Below are 18,573 nucleotides of genomic sequence, written 5' to 3' on the forward strand. Positions count from 1 at the left end.
CCCAAGGCGCTGCGACACGATTCCAGCGAACTATTCATGAATTGTTTCGCTCAGGAGTTGGACAATTCTCCCCTCTACGCCTTCAGGGGTGATTCAAGCATCTACGCACTTCGCATAGTCAGAGCAAGGTCTCAACCGCGCCGACGAAGTCCGGCCAGTCGCTCCGAGTGCAGCTCATGAGCTGTTGGTGCATCCACCTTGTGGAGATCAAAGTAGGCTAGGAGAAGAAACCTGAAATCCTAATGCGAGTGGAGATGTCATGCCTGTTGAAATGGGGCTTTGGCGAGTAGATGGCGAGAAGCTAACACGAGTCGTCCCGACGGCTGTCAGCCTCGAATCTCAGCTCGAGTCGTACATTGAGTCGGACGCTTCAATGCTCGGCGAGGCACTCCTTATTATTGGCCGCCAGGTGCCGACGGCGCACGGTGGTTTCATTGACCTCCTTGCTCTTGATGGAACCGCTGCTGTCTATGTCATCGAATTGAAGAGAGATAAGACTCCGCGGGAGACCACAGCCCAGGTCATTGACTATGGCTCGTGGGTGGCGACTCTTGGTCGAGCTGATATTCAAGCAATCTTCGAAGATTACCAGCCGGGCGTTGCACTTGAAGAAGCTTTCGCGGAGATGTTCAACGAAACGCTGCCGCTCGAGGTGAACGCCTCTCAGGTCCTCACTATCGTGGCATCGAGCGTGGATCCCGCAACTGAACGTATTGTTCTCTTCCTCCATGAGGAGTATGCGCTTCCCATCAACGTGGTGTTCTTCCGACACTTTGTCGATGGCGGAAACTCATACTTCGCACGCTCTTGGCTTGTTGAGGCGACGAGCCAAGCCGCGCCTGCATCAGCATCTTCGCGCCGATCGAAGACCCGCGAGCCCTGGAACGGTACCGACTGGTATGTGTCCTTCGGCGAGTATGAAGGCGGTCGACAGTGGTCCGATGGGAGGAAGTATGGATTCGTGTCCGCAGGCGGTGGCGAGTGGTTCAGCAGAACTCTGAAGAACCTTAAGCCGGGCGCACGTGTCTTCACATGCATTCCCAAAGATGGGTATGTGGGAGTCGGTACCGTACTTGGCGAAGCTGAACGCTTCGATGAGCTCAAAGTTGAATACAAGGGAGTCGAGACTCTATTGGCGTCACTCGCACTTGATGGCAACTACAGACACAACGGAGATGAAGACGACAACGTTGCTGAATGGGCCGCCCCTGTCCACTGGACCCACACAGTCCCCAGCGGTCAGGGTTTCTGGAGAACCGGAATGTTCGCCAACCAGAACAGCGCTACCCGACTCCGTCAACAGTTCACCATCGAACAGGTATCAACTGCATTTGGGCTTGATGAGGAGTAAATCCGTCCAGTGCACAACCCTCTCCGCACCTATCTACCCTGCCGCACGGATCGCCCGACTGGGGCCTTATCAAGCTCGAGCACATGATTCCGGTAGCCCGCGCGGCCATGGAAGATCAGCGGACGCAGTCGGAGGGGATCGCGACCAACACGGAACCCGCCACCGTCTGGAACACCGTGGTGGCTTTCGATGAGTCAAATGACGTCACCAATCACGCACTCGCCCCGGCATTCACGCTCTTCTCGTCAATGGGCGGTCCCGAACTCGAGAAGATCCAGGCCACACTCGGTCCGGCGCTCACTGTACACACGAATGCGTTCTGGCTCGACCGTCGCATGTTCGAGCGCTTCGAGGCGGTCGACCTGAGCGAGGCTGATGAGGAGACGCATCACTTCGTCGAGGACACCTTCAAGAAGTTCCGACTCAAGGGCATCGACATGTCCGAGGAGGAACAGGCGAAGCTGAAGGAGATCGACTCGCAGCTGTCCTGCCTTGAGATTCTCTTCAGCCAACGCGCCACGAAGGCCATGGACGACAACGCGCTCATCGTCCATTCGCGCGACGGACTGGCAGGGCTGAGCGACGAGCAGATCGCGAGCTTCGAGCAGGAGGCCGGCACATTCCGCATTCCGCTCCTCAATTTCACCAACCAGCCACTCCAGGCGGATCTCCCAAATCCCGCCACCCGGCGGGCACTTCTCGATGCGTCCATTAGGCGCGGCCTCGGCGACTTCAAATCGTCTGACACTCGTCAGCTCGTCGTCGATATCGCCAAGCTGCGAGCCGAACGCGCGACCCTCCTCGGCCAGCCGCATCACGCCCAGGTGGTGGCGATGAAGGGGATGGCAGGCGACTCTCAGAGCATCATCGATCTCCTCACCTCCGTTGCTTCACGCGCGGTCCAGGCTGTCGACCGCGAGCAGGAGAATCTTCGCGCGCTCGTCGAGGACGACCCCTTGAACGATGGTCTCGAGGCAGGTGACTGGGCCTTCTATCAGGAGAAGCTCCGCGGCCAGGTCACGGTCGGTGATTCTGCCCTCAAGCCGTATCTTGCTCTCAGCAATGTTGTGGAGAAGGGAATCTACTACGCGGCCGAGAAGCTCTTCGGCCTCACCTTCACTCCGCGCCCCGACATCGCCGGCTAGGTCGACACCGTCCAGACCTGGGAGGTCTTCGACGAGTCCGGCGAGGCGATCGGTCTGTTCCAGGCCGATTTTTACGCCCGCAAGGGCAAGTCCGGCGGTGCGTGGATGCACTCGCTGGTCGACCAGTCGCGCCGGGCCGGCACCAAGCCTGTCATCATGAACAACTCGAACTTCGACGAGCCACCCGCGGGGCAGTAAACGCTTCTCACGTGGGATGAGGTCGAGACTGTGTTCCACGAGTTCGGGCACGCCCTTCACGGACTGCTGTCGGACACGTACTACGTGTCAACCTCAGGAACAGCAGTTCCCAGGGCCTTCGTCGAGCTGCCGAGCCGCTGCCGACAGAGCTCGCGGCGAAGCTGTCGGCGTCGAAGACCTTCGGCCAAGGCTTCGCCACAACCGAGTTCGTCGCCTCGGCGCTCCTCGACCAGGCATGGCACCAGATCAGCGCCGAGGAGGTGCCGAGCTCTTCAGCAATTGGAGAGTTCAAGCAGAAGGCACTGAAGGATCTCGGTGTCTACCACGAGCTCGTGCCGCCGCGTTACCGCACCGCCTACTTCAAGCACACCTTCAGCGGCGGATACGACGCTGGCTACTACTCGTATATGTGGGCCGAGGTGCTGGTCGCCGACATCGAGCAGTGGTTCGCTTCCGAGGGTGCCAGAGAGAGCGATGGCGGGCTCAACCGAGAGGCAGGCGAGAAGCTGCGCCGAGAGCTGCTGTCACGGGGTTCATCGAGGGATTCGATGGAGTCCTTCACTTGTGTGCGCGGAAGGGAGCCGAGGGCGGAGGCGCTCTTGGAACGCAGGGGACTCTGAAAAGGAGCGTCGACCGAGCATTGGAGAGGTTCTGGTACAGTCACTGAGACGTCGGCACCAAGACCTTGATTCCTGTATTCACGACTGCGCACATCAGTACCGCGTTACGAGGCGCTATGCCTCGTAACGCCCTTCATTCCCCCGGCGAGCCGACCCGTCATCAGTTGATGGACAATTGAAAGCGCGAGAACGCCGCGGAGCTGACGATCCCATGACGTACCAAGGGCCATAAGGCGGGCGTTCGTTTGGTTGGCACTCAACGACCACAGCCCTCCTTATCAAGGAACCCATTTCTTATCGACTAGAGTCGTATGGACGAGAGAAGATGATCAGGAGCATTTGATGGTTCGGAAATCCCCCTACATTGAAGAGTTGGACTTCAAGCGGGAGTCTCTCGACGCGTTCATCTCCGAATTGAAGGCAAGACCAAACGGCTCCGGGGCCTCGAATTTTCTACTCGACTACCCCACGGTGTACGTCGTCTTCCACGAGGAATCCGCCAAGTTCCGCGTCTACGTCGGAGAGACTACCGATATTCGAAGCCGGACTCTTCAGCATTTGGAACGCGACCGCGATGACTGGCGTCTCCTTGCAGCCTCGCCAGGAAGCAGAATGTTCGTCATAGGACATCAGTATTTCAATAAGTCCCTTACTCTCGATGTCGAGAACAGGCTCATGCTCTACCTGTCGGGATCGGAGTTGATTGAGGAGCTTTACAACCGCCGAACTAACCCCCAGAACAAGTACTACACGCATACAGAATTTGACGAAGTCTTTGAGTCGATATGGCGGGGTTTACGCAAGAGGAACAAGAAGCTCTTTCCTGCTGAAGACTTCATCAAGAATTCAGCGCTTTTCAAAGCATCACCCTTTCACAAACTCACGCAAGAGCAGCTTGATGCTAAGGGTGAAGCTTTGGCGCTGATCTCGACGGCTCTGGAGAACCATCAAGACGGTCAGCTCATCATGGTCTCAGGAGAGGCCGGAGCGGGGAAGACAGTTCTCCTCAGCTCGCTGTTCTATGAGCTCTTCCAGGGGCAGGAGACTGGCGATGATCCGTTCGAGTTCAAGGATCTCGACGCATACCTCTTGGTGAATCACGATGAGCAGCTCACGGTGTACCAGCAAGTCGCAAAGAAATTGGGGCTCATAGACAAGCACCCCAACCGCGTCACGAAGCCGACGTCATTCATCAACTCTCGGTCAACCGATGAGAAGGCGGAAGTGATCCTCGTCGATGAGGGACATCTTCTCTGGACCCAGGGCAAGCAGAGCTATCGCGGTTCAAATCAGCTCGCCGATCTGCTTGACAGAGCTAAGGTCGTTGTCCTGGTCTTTGACGAAAACCAGATCCTCAGAACCAATCAGTATTGGGAGCCGAGCGCTCTGGAGTGGCTACGATCTCGGACCACCCACCATGTTGAGTTAAAGAATCAGATGAGAATCGACGCAAGTGAAGAGACGGTCAGGTGGCTGCGCCGAATCATCGACGAACAGCTGATTTCAGAAGCCCCCGTGGACGACTTTGGACGAGACGATCACGGATATGAGCTGAAGATCTTCGATTCGCCTCACGAGCTGCACTCTGCAATTCAGCAGCGTGCAGACTCCAATTCCGAGATGGAAAAGGGACTCTCCCGCCTCTTGGCGACGTACGACTGGCCCTACAGCAGCAGCTCATCGCCCGAGGACGGCGGGACCTGGTCCGTGCGCATCGACGATTGGGAAATGCCATGGAATAGAGAAACCATGCCAATGCTCAGTCGAACTGAGGCTCGGATGCTCAAGGATATGGCGTGGGCGGAGATGGACCATACTATCGACGAGGTCGGATCGACTTTCACTATCCAGGGCTTCGACCTCAACTTCGCTGGTGTCATTGTCGGGCCATCGGTGAAGTTCCGTGACGGGCGAGTTGTATTTGACCCTACCGAGAGTGCCAATAAGGGGGCGACGCAAAAGCGGACTCTGCTGGACGGCACAAAGGTACACATGGGCGAGCACCTCATCCGAAACGAACTCAATGTCCTGCTGACAAGGGGAGTCAACGGACTCTACATTTACGCGGTCGATGAGGAGTTGCGAGACGCGTTACACCGCTCGACAGGAAGGCTTTTGTAAGATGGAAATCCAAGAACTTGTCGACGAAATCAATCAATTCAGAGACGAGCGGAACTGGAGACAGTTTCACAATGCGAAGGACCTTGCGCTGTCGATCAGCCTTGAAGCCTCTGAGCTGCTAGAACTATTCCAATGGAAGAGCGCGGACGACGTGGTCAGCGGCTCACAACAAGAGTTGGCCGAGGAGCTTGCTGACGTCCTCATCTATTGTCTGATGCTCGCGGACGACTTGGATTTTGATCCCGGGACGATCATCAGGCAGAAGCTCGAGACCAATCGGCAGAAGTACACGATTGAAGAATCCTACGGAAGCAGCGAAAAGTACAACTCTGCGGAATGAGGAAGTGCATTTCTCCGTCTGCCTATTCTCTTCCGCTTCTCCGCATTGTTAAACGGTCACGAATAGAGACTGACGATAGCGGTCTGAGCTGTCGCTGAAGCTCCCGCCGGGTCTGTTAGGCGCTCCCCTAGCGTCCTGAGAGCGAGGGCCGGTGGCAATGCCGCCGAGAACTTGAGGCCGGAAACTGCGTTTGCGCCAATCTGCGGCACCGCGTCGGGGTCAGACGCCTTGATGTTGTCTATGGTGACGCCATCCGGAAGCAGAATGCTGTCGTTTTCGACTCCCTGCGCCTCGAGCCCCAGTCCGGCAAGCAACGTTGCGTTTGCCTTGAGCCCCGCCCATGTCCATAAGCGCGAGCCACCCTTCTTCGATGGCTTCAACACAAGGCCTCTCTCACTGACCTCTGTACCGCGTTCTTCTCGGAGACGGTCGATCGCGGCCGGAATACGCTTTTACAACTCGACGTCAGGCAAAGCTCCAAGCAGTACTTCCCGCTTTGCCTGGCTCACCTCGAACGATTGTGCAACAGCCTCCGACGGTCACTTCACATCGCCTTTTGTGGGAATCTCTTCAACCCAAACCGTGAAACGCTCCCAATCGATATGTCGGACGAACCATCCTCGACCCGCGAGTACCAGCGGCCTCGATTCCCGATCCGCCTTAGCTGGAAGGGCCAGCGGCGAGACGAATCCGATTTCTCGAACACCAGCGACAACCCGGAGCTCAAGGTCAGCGACGAATGTGGAGAGCAGATCAATGAAATGCCGTCGTCCAAACTCCTTCTCGGCGCGGGGGCCGATCATGAGCAGCCCCGAATCCTCGACGAGGAAGTCCTTCTCACGTAGGTAGGTAAGGACCTCCGCACCGTCGGCCATAAGCGCCAAGTCGCCCCACCACCGTGGCCAGTCCGAGGCGCCGAACGAACCTTCCTGGAGGGCGAGTGCGAGAAACTGTTGGGACGCGAGGGTCTGCTGAAGGTTTAGGTGACAGCTTGTTTTCATGCCGCTGTTGCGGCGGGTGTGTTCATCATGGTTTCGAATTCGATCGGAGTCAAACGTCCCAAGCCTGCTTGTCGGCACCGACGATGATAGGTCCCTTCGATCCAGGCCATGATCGCACCGCGCAGCTGGTCACGAGTGGCCCAGCGCCGACGATCGAGAACGTTGTTCTGTAGCAGAGCGAAGAAGCTCTCCATGGCTGCATTATCGCCAGCAGCCCCGACCCGGCCCATTGACCCGACCAGTCCGTGGCGATTCAGCGCGGCCAAGAAATCTCGGCTACGGAACTGCGAGCCTGTGTCGCTGTGGACGACACAACCGGCAACTGGCCCGCGCATGCTTACTGCGTTTTCCAGTGCGGCCACGGCAAGATCAGATGTCATGCGAGAGTCCATGGAATAGCCGACGATCTTGCCAGAGAAAGCATCCTTGACCGCGCACAGGTAGAGCCAGCCTTCATCGGTCCAGTGCTCGGTAATATCGGTCAGCCACAGCCGATTGGGCCCATCAGCAGTGAATTCATGCCGGACCCGGCCGTGTTCATCGATCCAGGCACACAGGTCGTCATGGACCGCAGGTCCGGGCAACTTCGCGTTCTTGGCCCGCTTTTTGCCAAACACTGACCACCAGCCGTTATCGGAAGCAATTTTCCATGCGGTGCGATCACTTATGTCTTGGCCTGCTTCGCGTGCCACATCGGCTAACAGACGGTGCCCGAACCCAAGATCAGCCAGGTGGGCATCGAATAGAATGTTGGCACGGTAGGCTTCCACGAGCTCGGTATCGGTGATTGGATTGGCCAGCCACCGGTAGTAGGGCTGACGGGCAAGCTTGAAGACCCGGCACGTGACCGTAACGGGGATCCCGTCCTCGGCGAGCTCGCTCACGAACGGGTAGAGCCTTTTCCCGGCAGATGTGCCTGCGACAAATACGCGGTTGCTCGCCGCAGCACTTCCACTTCCTGCTCAAGTAGCCGGTTACGTTTACGCAGCTCGCGCAGCTCATCACCATCGGCACGTGTCGGTCCCAGTTGAGCGCCTTCATCGATCTTTGCTTGGCGCATCCATTTATCCAAGGTGCCTACGTGAATGCCGAAGTCTTTGGCAATCTGGTCGCGCGTCACTCCCGGGCCGCGACTATTGGCAACGCGTACGACGTCATCGCGGAACTCTTGGGGAAACGGTCTTGGCATAACTGTCATCCTTTCCAGACCAGCACACCGGCTAGCCAGATCAGATGTCACCTAAACCTTCAGCACTCCCCTCTAGTCGAGCCTTGGCTTTCAGCAGTGCTAGCTCCTCATCGGTGTGGGCTGAGCCAACCTGTTTGAACTCCCGGTGACCCTGGCGGTGGGAGTAGACAATCTGCACCGCAGTAGCTCCCGACGCGGTCTTCACCGTCCGAATGAAAAGGCTCACAAACACTCATCATAAACACACCCGAAAACCAGCCCGATTTAGTGTCCAAAAACCCGTCTCCCAACCCGCATCACCACAGATCACAGGCTCGCAGTGACCCACACCACTCCAAATTGAGCCAAGTCGGGTTATGCGTAGCAATAACCTCGATCTTAATGCGTGGGAGGGCACAGGAGGAAACACGTGAAATCACCGAAACGATGCCGATGCAAACTCTTCAATGCACTCGGTCACGGTACTCACGCCGGAATAATCCTTAACCCAGACGTGCAAGAATCACCCGCGCAATTACCGCCAAGGGCTCCAATGCCCTTAGCCTACGCGCCATCGCCTTGCCCGATCACTTACCAATCCGTCAGGTTTGCAGACGGGCACTGAGGATGCTTACGAAGAACAGATGTCTTCCTCTAAGAGAAATGCTCTCCATTCCAGAGGCGTGCCTCGCTAGAGAAAGAGTCTGAGCCCAAGGACAGTGAATGCAGAAAGTGCTGAGACGATCGGAAGGGTGACAACCCAGGTGATACCAATATTCTTCATGAGCTTCCAGTTCGCAGCCCTGTTGGCAACACCAATACCAAGGACCGCGCCAATAAGAATATGGGTGGAGGATACAGGAAGGCCAAGCACGGAAGCTCCCATGACGACCATCGCGGCGGCGAGCTCGGCTGCGAACCCGGATGATGGGTGCATCTTCGTCAGGCTCGTACCCACAGTACGGATAACGTTGCGTCCCGTGAACCAGAGGCCCGCAACCAAAGCAATGCCGAAGGCGACCATGGCGGCCGTAGGAACGGGTGCCATGGATTCCAGGCTCCCGCTGCGGAGCACATCGAGAATGGCCACGAAGGGGCCAATCGCGTTAGCAATGTCGTTAGAGCCATGAGAGAAGGCGAATGCTGATGCGGTAAATACCTGCATCCACGAGAAAATGAGGAACGTAGAGCGCTGAAGTGACTTGCGCTTGAGCAAACGTACGAGGATCGAGGTCGCCATCCAAACCACTGCACTGATCATCGCCAACATGACAATTTTGCCTTCGGTGCTCAGATCAAGGTCCAAGTTCGACAGTCCCTTGAAGAGAAGCATGGACGCAATAACAAGTGCTCCGAAGGAAGCAAGGACAGGAATCCACTTCTCAAGAGCCCTGAAGGCACCCACATCGTCGGCCTTCTTATCAAGTCTCTTAAGTTCCTTGTAATAGTCGGACTCGAGCTCATCGATCTCAAAGTCGCCCGACTTAATCCGCTTCTCATCGCGGTCGAGTGCCCCCGTGTAGGCAACCTGCTGGAGTTCCGAGAGAGTTTCGAAGGCCCTCTTGTGATTGACCGTGGCCTTCTTCCGTTCATCAGCCAAAGCCTCCAAGGCAGCATCGGCCCGATCATTGAACTGCAAAATGTTCGTCTTGATCCAGCGGTACATGAGGTAGGCGACGATGCCGCCAAGTAGCGGTGAGAGGACCCAGGAGATAACGATCTGACCGATCTCTCCCCACTGCACCATGGCGAGCGGATTGCTCTGCTCGGTCACGAATCCGATCATGAGGGATGCACCAACAATGCCCCCGATAATGGAGTGCGTTGTGGAAACGGGGTACCCCATTCTGGAGGCGAATAGCAGCCACAGCGCTGCAGCCAGTAACGAGCTCATCATGATGAGCATAAAGTCGTTCGGCTCCAGGTTGATGGCATCGAGATCGACGATGCCGGAGCGAACGGTATCGGTCACTTCACCGCCGGCAATGATTGCACCACTAACCTCAAAGACCGCCGCAATTAATAGCGCCTGTTTGATCGTGAGAGTGCCAGCACCCACCGATGTTCCAAACGAGTTGGCGACATCGTTGCCACCAATGTTGAAGGCCATGAACAGACCAAAGATCGTGGCCAGGAAGAAGATCGGGATGTTGGCGTCCGAGCCAATGTAGTCGAGTCCCCACCTGGCAAACAGGAAGAAGGACATCGCCATGAGAAGACCGAAGGCGATATTCCAGCCCGTGTTTCTCCCTGTTGCATCCTTGAAGGCCAACGATTCAGCGGAATTCGGCTTTGGCGCCCGACTCTCCATGCCACTCCAATTTCGATTAAAAGGTCGGCCCGACATCACATCAGGCCTGTTAGGCCATGAAAATTATGGCATGACAAAGACACTCGTTTGTTGCCCTTTGGTCATATGTTGTTCACGTAACATACGCATCTACAGAGCCGATTAAGGAGCTGGACTTTCCCTTGCCAAGTCATCGACGTCACAGCACCAATATTCGCCTGCAACGTGCCTGCTTTGCTCACTGAGAGGCATCCATTCCCGACCTTTGTCCGGGGTCAATCAACACCCTCCAATCAGAACCTGTCAACAAGGTAACGGGTCAGCTTTCCCCCGTTGCCGACTGATACGACTTCAGTCGGCATTACCGACAGCTACGCCACTCCAGTAGAAGGGCGACCCCATCAAGAGACCGCCCTTGTACAGTCGGGCAATCACCACTTGTTACGTACGTCCTCGGCGAAGCCACGCATGTTGTCGATGGTGATCTTTTGTCCATCAACTGTCACGGTTCCGCTGAAGTAGCCGAACACCTGGTTCGCTTTCATGGCAATGACTCCGAGATCGGTGATGGCATCGTGGTTCCAGAACGGCTCCAGCCAGAGGTCCACTGATTCAGAATGCAGATGCCAGGGCTTATCCCACTGCCCAAACTCATAGTCCCATGTGATGTCTTCGTGAATTGGGTAGAGCCTGCCGTCAACTGTAATAGCATTCTCTCGAGCACCCGTGCCATCAGTCCACTTCGCCCCGGACTGGAATCCTACGGCGACAGTTCCTGAAGGCGATTGCCCGTATCCACTGGCAGCACCCCAGTTCCAATCCATCTTGTACGGCCAGCGGCCACGCCCGTGATCAAGGATCGCCCAGGCCTCCCCCGTTGGCAGTTCAATAACTTCACCATCGAGTTCAAGGTATCCGGTTGCCGGCAGTGCTGTTTCCTTTACGGTGTACTGGAAGCGTTTCTCCGACCAAGGCACGACCACGCCAAGCGCTTCGTGTTCGGGAGAGCGATGTGCTGTCACATCAAACCGTACGGATGAAATACCGGAAGGATTCACTCGAGGTGCCTGACCTTCTGCACGGAGCCGTGTTCCCTCGGTCACCGGGTCAATAAATGCTCTCATCCTGCCCGGTCCCGTTGGCAGCAACTTGCCACCCAAGCTCATTGAACCACCGCGCGCCACGCCATCACCGAGAGATGGTTCGAGTACCGCTCCGCGAGCAAGCGGAACGATGGCGGCGACATCGAGGCGCTTGCCCGTGAGGATCTCATAAACCCAGATACTGTGGGAAGAGGCGTAATCCACGTCGCTGATCGTGAGCGAGAAAAGATGGGTGGGAGTCATAACGAGCCAGTACTCCCAGCGCTTGTTGCGTCCCCACACCTTAGGTAGCCCACCATGACCAATCCCAATGCCCGAGGTGTCATGAATCGGCCTACGTGACCATCCCACAGCATCCGGGTTAAGCAACCCATCGGGCCCGACAAGAGAAACTGGTTCGGTCAGTTCACGTTCGCCATTCCACATGTCCCAAGCTTACTGACTCCTTTCCCACAACTTGCCGGATCGCAAGGAAGCAACAACACAACGGCAGAAGGTCCGGCTCATGGAGCCGGACCTTCCTTAGGCTGAGAATTCTCTTACTGAGATTCCTCAACCGTTTCTCTGATCGCTCTGCCTATCATCATAAGACTTTGAAGTCTGTTCGTCCCATGCCTGAGGCGCAGTGTGCCGGTGTGGTTCGGCTGATCAGAGAAGTATTCCTACGCCTTTTCTACCTGGACGAGGTTGGTGTGCTGTCCGTTGCCCTTGGCGAGCGGTGTCGGGTGGAGGCTTGTCAGCATGTTGACCGCACCGCCCTGGTCGACTCCGTTCTCGTCAATCTGGATCCATGCACCCTGCGGGACGGAGATTGCGCCGGGGACGATACGAGGGGTGACCATGGCTGGCAGGGAGATCCTGCCGCGGTCGTTGTAGACCACAACCTTGTCATCGGATTCGATCCCGCGTTCCTTGGCGTCAGCTTCGTTGATCCATACGCGCTGGTGGTGTGCTGCGCGGAGCGCTTCGAGGTTGCCGTAGGTGGAGTGGGTGCGGCCCTTGAAGTGGTGACCGATGCACTGCAGCGGGTACTTGTCGTTGGTTCGGGCCTCTTCCGGGCCTTCGCGGGTGACCACGTAGCCGGGGATAGGAGTAATTTCATCGCCGGGGATCGGGTCGGGGAACTCCCATTCCTTCGCCATGTCAGCAAGCTGGCTCGAGTAGATCTCAATCTTGCCCGAAGGCGTACCCAAGGGATTTGCTTCGGGATCGTCACGGAAGGACTTGAGCGCAACTGTGGGACCATCCGGGCTCGTGTACCGGACAACACCCTGTTCCTTGAGTTCATCGAAGGTCGGGAAGATGTCCGGGTGGTTCTCCCGGGCCTGCTCGTGAAGCTCGCGGGCCCAGTCCTCGGTGGTTTCCTTGCCCTGCGAGAACTCCTCACCCACACCCATGCGGTTAGCGATCTCGGCCGTGATCTCAATCGAGGAACGTGATTCGTAGAGCGGTTCGATGGCCTGGTGGATCATGATCTCGTAAGCCATGTCGCCCGTGTATTCGGACGGGACAAGATCCCACCGCTCCGCGGTGGTCGTATCCGGCAGAACCAGGTCGCAGAGTTCCATCGAAGCATTCATCTGGTTGTCGATACCAAGAATGAACTCACACTTCGAATCATCATCAAGAATCTCTCGTGTCCGGTTGATGTCACCGTGCTGGCTTGCAAGCATGTTCGATCCGTAAACGAGCATGAACTTGATACCCACATCGAGCTTGTCCTTGCCTCGCACACCATCCCGAACGGCGGTGAGCTCGGGACCACGGTCAATGGCATCCGTCCACTTGTAGCAGGAGATACTAGCCTCGACCGGGTTCACACCATCATCCAGCCACGGCGTGTAGGGCCACAGGTAACCTTCCCGACCACCGGTGCCGCCGCCGGGAATACCGACGTTTCCGGTAAGGGCCGCAAGCAGGTAGATAGCGTTCGCGTTGTTCTCGCCATTGGCGTGACGCTGAGGGCCCCAACCCTGAGCAATGTTGGCTGGCTTTGCCAGTGCAACCTCGCGAGCAAAAGTACGGATCTTATTCGCGGGAACACCGGTAATCTCCGCAGCCCACTCGGGAGTCTTTTCAATACCGTCTTCGCCCTTGCCCTCAATGTAGGAGCGGTAGGAGGCGTTCTCCGGAGCACCCTCCCGCATGTGCTCCTCATCGAAGCCCACGCAGTACTTGTCCAGGAACTCCTGGTCGTGCAGGTCCTCGGTGATCATCACGTGCGCCATGCCCGCAACGAGAGCAGCGTCGGTGCCCGGACGAAGAGCAATCCAGTCATCGGCAAGAACCGAGGCCGAGTCAGAATAGCGCGGGTCCACAACAATGATCTTGAGACCGGCCTTCTTGGCCAGGGTGGCGGTGTACGTGTTGCCACCGCCGGACATACGGGTCTCGAGCGGGTTGTTGCCCCACAGGACGAGAAGGTTTGAGTTCTCGATCGCATCTTCGATCGAGTTCGAAATCTGCTCGTCCGGGCTACCGTAGAAGTACCGGGTGCACTGGGAGATCTGAAGGTATGAGTAGTTGCCGTAGTAGCCGAGGTGACCACCGAGCAGGTTGAAGAGCCTATGCCAGCCACCCGAGTTTGCAACATGTGCGTTCCACACACCGGAGCCGTACTGCTTGTACACGGATTCCGGACCGTACTTGTCGTACGTGTACTTAAGCTTCTCGGTGATGATGTCGAAAGCCTCATCCCACGAGATCTCTTCAAACTCAGCATCGGACCGCTTGGCCCCAACTCGCTTGAGGGGCTTCTTGATGCGATCCGGGTTGTAGATCCTCTCCCTCATGTTGCGCCCGCGCACGCAGGCGCGAATCTGACGGTTCCAGAGAGTGTCATCACCGGTGTTATCGGGGAGAACCCGGGTGACTACGCCATCCTTTACCTGCAACCGCAGCGGGCATCGCGAACCACAGTTCACCACGCAGGCAGACCAGATCGTCGCGTCAACATCAGCAGCACCGTCGCCACTTTCGCTTCGCGCGCCCGGCATACCCAGCTGAGTGGTAGTGGCAACGAGTGCAGCCGTTCCGCCAGCTACACCAGACCACTTCATAAACGACCGGCGGCTTAAGCCCTCCGTGACCGTCATCGACATAGTCATCCTCTTTCCTCTTGATTTCTAAGCTTTCATTACGTCGCTGAGGCCAGGCTACGAACCAACTTCCAGAAAATAGGGTGAAGAAAGTCCCGATTCGACACCAAAGTCCCAACGGGTTTAACGAATATAGAGAACAAGGATGATTCGTAATTAAACGGACAAAGCATCTATCGGTTGACCGATTTGTATGACTCAAGAGAGGCCGTCCGCACCTGCGAAACAGCGCGCGCAAATCCCGCGCATTTGCGCATCCTCACTCATATCGGACCTAGCCGGTCAAGTGACGTGCACTCACCCTAAGCAGTCTGCAGCCGAAGAAGGCGTTTGCTCGGATAGCTTGACTTCAGGGTTACAGCCTCTGTCGGCCAACGCCGCGCTGGATCCCACGGTGATCGCGTTCGCCACTTCTTCTCTCATATCTTGGCCTGGTCAAGCCGATCACGGAGAGCACGGTTCGCACACCCCGGTCAATAAAGAACTAAGGAATGGGCCAGCGCACCCCATCACCTTCGCAGTCCCCGCCTATTCCACCACCGGGAACATGGCACACACCATCGACCAGAGAGCGTTCCCCAATTGGCTCATCGAGCTCAATCGTCAGGGGAACAACGCTGTTCCCCTGACAGGTGTATTCTCCATCTGTCAGTGTTTCTACGCGGGCTTCGATCAGAATTCTGCCATCCTCATAGTCGATAACTGGGTCGAGCACAGTGCCGGTTTCTCCCCCTGCACATTCGACCCTCATGACACCGATATCAAAAGTAGTTGACTCTGACGTGAGGTCTTGGCTGACTAAGATCCAGGTTGCCACGGTCCCTTCAGACGATGTTGTTGTGCTCCCCGTTGGATCAGTCGAGCCAGTGCTTGAATCAGGATCAGAATCCTGGCATGCAGAAAGAAGTAGCAGAGAAACAGCGAGGATCGGCGCTATCTTTGTCATGCTTCAGAGTATCCCGGCATGCGACGACAACGCCGCGCTGCAGGCTAAGAAGTCACTTTCGGATCAGGAACCTGGGACGGGTCCCACCAATGCAACTGTGCTGATCGAGCCTAGGTGGGAGACTAGGCCCCTGTCTTGGGATGAGAGGCGGAGCGTGCCCCTAGTCCCAAACCTTCCGCGCGATAGCTTTTGAAAGCTATCGGATTGGCGGAGGGATCCACCGGCGGGTGGCAGAGCAACGTGGCGAGCGTCAATTCCCTGATTCCATGAGCCCCACTTCCTTGCCATAACCTGAACGGTTCTCTCCACGGAGCAACATTTTCGATGCGGTGGACGGCCGGTTGCTAACCACGAGACCGGTGTAGAACTCTTCACATACTCGGAGAGCCCAATCAAAGTCACCAGAAGAAATATACCCAGTAAAACCGAAGTTCAAATTGTTAACAGGCGAATCAACTTCATTTTCATCAGAGCACTTGTAGACCGTCGGCACGGGCCCAGAAGCCCTTCCTGGAAGATCAGGGTGTCGCGTGTGATGTCCACAATGAATGCTAGTTGCGCAAACCAGCCGGGGTATTGAACCGGTTCACCACGCGCTGTTGCCATTGTGCTCCGCTCAACGGCGCGCGCAATCAGCTCCTCCCGCCACTTCTAGCTACCTGCAAGGAATACCGTCCCATGCCGGTAGTCAGGAAGACGAATCTTCGCTCATCGAGTCTGAACACTGCCTTGGAGCATTCCGTCCCGTAGTCGTATCTGGGCACGGGGAGTGGAAGAATCACTCCCGGGCATTCGTGCCCCGAGACGTTTGGATCTAACATCACCCGCCCCGGCAGTACGAGAGCCCGCAGTCATAGCACGGTGGCCCGGGGTCGCGACAGCCAATCAATCGCTTCTTCTAAGCGGTTGGGCTCCAGTCCCCCGAACTGCCGAGCTATGGGCTGAACTATCAAACACTTCGAGGGGAGGAATCCCATGATGTCAACCAGCAAGTACACCGGTCTTTTCGTATCAGCTACACTCATCGCTACTCTCGTTGCATGCTCCGACAGCACGGATAGTGACGGGTCGGATACTGCAAGCGATTCAGAAACCACGACCGAATCAACCGATATCCCAACCGGAGGGACCATTCCAACCCAGGAGAGCACTGAGCCGCCGGTCGAACAGCCCACCGGCTCTGAGGATCCTTCCGTCGAACCCAACGATCCTGCTGACACCGAGACAGGCGATGAGGCAACCACGGACGCTGGCGAGATCACCATGCCAACAGACGCACTAGAATATGCGGATGCTTTCGTGGTCGCGTGGGGCAACGGCAACACGGAGGTCATGGAGCTGCTTGCCACGGCCGAGGTTATTGATGCTCTGGGTGACGAAGGTGGCCCAAACTGGGACCGTACGGCGAGTGACGCTGGGGCTGGCTCTGTCTTTGTCACCTACACGAATCTTGATGATGGTTCAGTTCTCGAACTCAGGGTGCAGAACGAAGCCGCCTCATTCGGTGAGGAGCAGGCAGTCGTTGAGGCAAGTTTCGCCGAGTAACAAGCCGGCCATAACAACTGTCATCCACATCCATAGACAGAAGGAGCCGGGAGCCTCCGCCAGTGCGGACAAGTTCCCGACCCCTCCTATTCATGCGGATTGAGGCTAAAGCCATTTTCTAGCTTCAATCAGTTTCTTAATGCTTTCTGGCTTTAATTTGATGTTCCTTCGGGAATCGGGAGGGCACTACTCCGGTCCTTAGACGAGAAGAAACACACCCCAGGTGAGCAGGAAGCCCGTAACACCGAAGATCGTTGTCAGGACAGTCCAGGTCCTGAGGCCATCCTTGACGGACAGGCCAAGGTACTTTGTGACAATCCAGAATCCAGAGTCGTTGATGTGGGAGAAGCCGAGGCCACCGAAACCGATAGCAAGGGTAACCAGCACTGTTTCCAGGCCGGAGTACCCCGCCGCCGCAATTGGTTCGACCATGAGGCCCGCCGACGTCAGGATCGCTACGGTTGCCGAGCCTTGGGAGGCGCGTAGCGCGGCCGAGATAAGGAAGGCGGCGAGGATGATCGGCATATTCAACTCGATCAGTGTCTCGGATAGTGCGTTGCCGATGCCAGACTGGACGAGGACGTTAGCGAACACGCCACCGGCACCCGTCATAAAAACGATGACAGCAACATCGGGGAGGGCGGAGTCGAGGATCGATCCGCGCTTCTCCAGCGACCATCCCATCTTGTTACCGATAACCAGGTAGGCAACGATAACGCCGGTGAGTAGAGCGATGGTGGAGGAACCGATCATACCTAGCCAACGTTGTGCGGCGGTCCCCTCCTCGAGGACCATGTTGCCCACGGTGCCGAGCATGATCTGGAGGATTGGCAGGAGGATAAGGAGAATAACCGTGCCTGCACCGATGGTCCGAACACGATTCTTGACTGCACCTATTACGGAGCCATCCCCGACAATCTCATCGGCGGGTGCACCAGACTCGACGACCGCGGGAGCGGCGGTTGCCGGAGAGTCCATGAGGGTGATGCCATCGGTCCTGAACATCTTCGCGGCAAAGTAGCCGATAACACCGGTGATAGCACAGAGCGGCAGGCCAACAAGAAGCATCATGCCGACGTCGGCACCGGTGATACCGGCGGCAGCAACCGGGCCAGGGTGAGGTGGGACGGCAACATGGACGGTGAGGAGAACACCGCCGACCGGCAAACCAATCTTCAGGGGATTGATCTTGGCGACGCGAGCAAAGCCAAAGACGATCGGGGCCAGGATGATAAAACCAACGTCGAAGAAAACGGGAATACCGAGAACAAAGGCCGCTGCCGTAACGGCACCAATCACTCGCTTCTCACCGAGAACCTGCGTGAATTTTTGCGCCAGAGCATCGGCGCCACCGGCTACCTCAATGAGGCGGCCCAGCATGGCACCGAGGCCAACGACAATCATGACCGAGGACAGGGTGTTACCCATACCTGTTTGCATAACGGGAACGACCTCTTCAACCGGAACTCCCGTGGCTAGGGCGGTTCCGAAGGCGACGAGGAGCATGGCAACAAAGGCCGATATCTTAACCTTGATGACCAGTAGGAGGAGGGTAATAATGGCACCAATAGCGATGCCTAAAAGCGTTGCAGCACTCATTTTGGGTTCCTTAAAATACCGGCCAGCAACCGAGTGGATCACTGTCCG

14 protein-coding genes and 1 pseudogene are annotated in these 18,573 nt (G+C 56.9%); 5 read left to right on the forward strand and 10 right to left on the reverse strand.

All coding sequences use genetic code 11. The annotated features are described in order from the left end of the window. Positions 1-259 precede the first annotated feature (259 nt). The 4 genes and pseudogenes from ACTHUY_RS07735 (at position 260) to ACTHUY_RS07750 (ending at position 5,775) form a co-directional block, all read left to right on the forward strand. Positions 260-1,351 (forward strand): hypothetical protein, encoded by a 1,092-nt coding sequence (locus ACTHUY_RS07735; RefSeq protein ID WP_441678346.1) that lies wholly within the window; start codon positions 260-262, stop codon positions 1,349-1,351. A 527-nt stretch (positions 1,352-1,878) separates the two neighbouring features. Next, positions 1,879-3,314 (forward strand): annotated as a pseudogene (locus ACTHUY_RS07740) (M3 family metallopeptidase). A gap of 342 nt (positions 3,315-3,656) precedes the next feature. After that, entirely contained in the window at positions 3,657-5,435 is a 1,779-nt protein-coding gene (locus tag ACTHUY_RS07745; protein WP_441654339.1) for a DUF2075 domain-containing protein, read from the forward strand. 1 nt (position 5,436) lies between these two features. Further along, positions 5,437-5,775, forward strand: a complete 339-nt coding sequence (locus ACTHUY_RS07750) for a nucleotide pyrophosphohydrolase (protein WP_441678348.1) — start codon at positions 5,437-5,439, stop codon at positions 5,773-5,775. A gap of 56 nt (positions 5,776-5,831) precedes the next feature. On the opposite strand, the gene ACTHUY_RS07755 is transcribed toward ACTHUY_RS07750, so the two are convergent. The 9 genes from ACTHUY_RS07755 to ACTHUY_RS07795 form a co-directional block, all read right to left on the reverse strand. Next, positions 5,832-6,158, reverse strand: coding sequence for a hypothetical protein (locus ACTHUY_RS07755; RefSeq protein ID WP_441678350.1), 327 nt, complete (start codon positions 6,156-6,158; stop codon positions 5,832-5,834). A gap of 156 nt (positions 6,159-6,314) precedes the next feature. After that, a complete protein-coding gene (locus ACTHUY_RS07760; RefSeq protein ID WP_441678352.1) occupies positions 6,315-6,776 on the reverse strand; it encodes a hypothetical protein in 462 nt (153 codons plus the stop codon). Then, positions 6,773-7,965, reverse strand: a protein-coding gene (locus ACTHUY_RS07765) for an IS3 family transposase (RefSeq protein WP_441678354.1) whose coding sequence is annotated in 2 segments (ribosomal slippage) — positions 6,773-7,678 and positions 7,681-7,965 — 1,191 coding nt in all. Because the reading frame shifts where the segments join, the coding sequence is not laid out codon by codon here. The genes ACTHUY_RS07760 and ACTHUY_RS07765 overlap by 4 nt, the downstream gene beginning before the upstream one ends. Before the next feature lie 40 nt (positions 7,966-8,005). Continuing rightward, on the reverse strand, positions 8,006-8,191 hold the full coding sequence (locus ACTHUY_RS07770; RefSeq protein WP_441675168.1) for a hypothetical protein: 186 nt from the start codon (positions 8,189-8,191) through the stop codon (positions 8,006-8,008). Between the two features lie 444 nt (positions 8,192-8,635). Beyond that, on the reverse strand, positions 8,636-10,216 hold the full coding sequence (locus tag ACTHUY_RS07775) for an inorganic phosphate transporter (protein ID WP_441678356.1): 1,581 nt from the start codon (positions 10,214-10,216) through the stop codon (positions 8,636-8,638). A gap of 449 nt (positions 10,217-10,665) precedes the next feature. Next, positions 10,666-11,763 carry a DUF2804 domain-containing protein gene (locus ACTHUY_RS07780; RefSeq protein ID WP_441678358.1) on the reverse strand — a complete coding sequence of 366 codons (1,098 nt, stop codon included), beginning with the start codon at positions 11,761-11,763 and terminating at the stop codon, positions 10,666-10,668. Between the two features lie 236 nt (positions 11,764-11,999). Next, positions 12,000-14,444, reverse strand: coding sequence for a DMSO/selenate family reductase complex A subunit (locus tag ACTHUY_RS07785; RefSeq protein ID WP_441678360.1), 2,445 nt, complete (start codon positions 14,442-14,444; stop codon positions 12,000-12,002). A gap of 475 nt (positions 14,445-14,919) precedes the next feature. Further along, positions 14,920-15,381 carry a hypothetical protein gene (locus tag ACTHUY_RS07790; protein ID WP_441678362.1) on the reverse strand — a complete coding sequence of 154 codons (462 nt, stop codon included), beginning with the start codon at positions 15,379-15,381 and terminating at the stop codon, positions 14,920-14,922. 250 nt (positions 15,382-15,631) lie between these two features. Continuing rightward, entirely contained in the window at positions 15,632-15,874 is a 243-nt protein-coding gene (locus ACTHUY_RS07795; protein WP_441654348.1) for an aldehyde dehydrogenase family protein, read from the reverse strand. Between the two features lie 482 nt (positions 15,875-16,356). Here ACTHUY_RS07795 and ACTHUY_RS07800 point away from each other — a divergent pair, with 482 nt between their 5' ends. Beyond that, entirely contained in the window at positions 16,357-16,926 is a 570-nt protein-coding gene (locus ACTHUY_RS07800; protein WP_441678364.1) for a hypothetical protein, read from the forward strand. 198 nt (positions 16,927-17,124) lie between these two features. Here the strand turns inward: ACTHUY_RS07800 and ACTHUY_RS07805 are convergent, their stop codons facing one another. After that, complete coding sequence (locus ACTHUY_RS07805; protein ID WP_441678366.1) at positions 17,125-18,525, reverse strand: GntP family transporter; 1,401 nt, start codon at positions 18,523-18,525, stop codon at positions 17,125-17,127. Between the last annotated feature and the right edge of the window lie 48 nt (positions 18,526-18,573).

It is taken from the genome of Flaviflexus sp. (assembly GCF_052087705.1).
In the GTDB taxonomy this organism is placed as follows: Bacteria; Actinomycetota; Actinomycetes; order Actinomycetales; family Actinomycetaceae; genus Flaviflexus; species Flaviflexus ciconiae.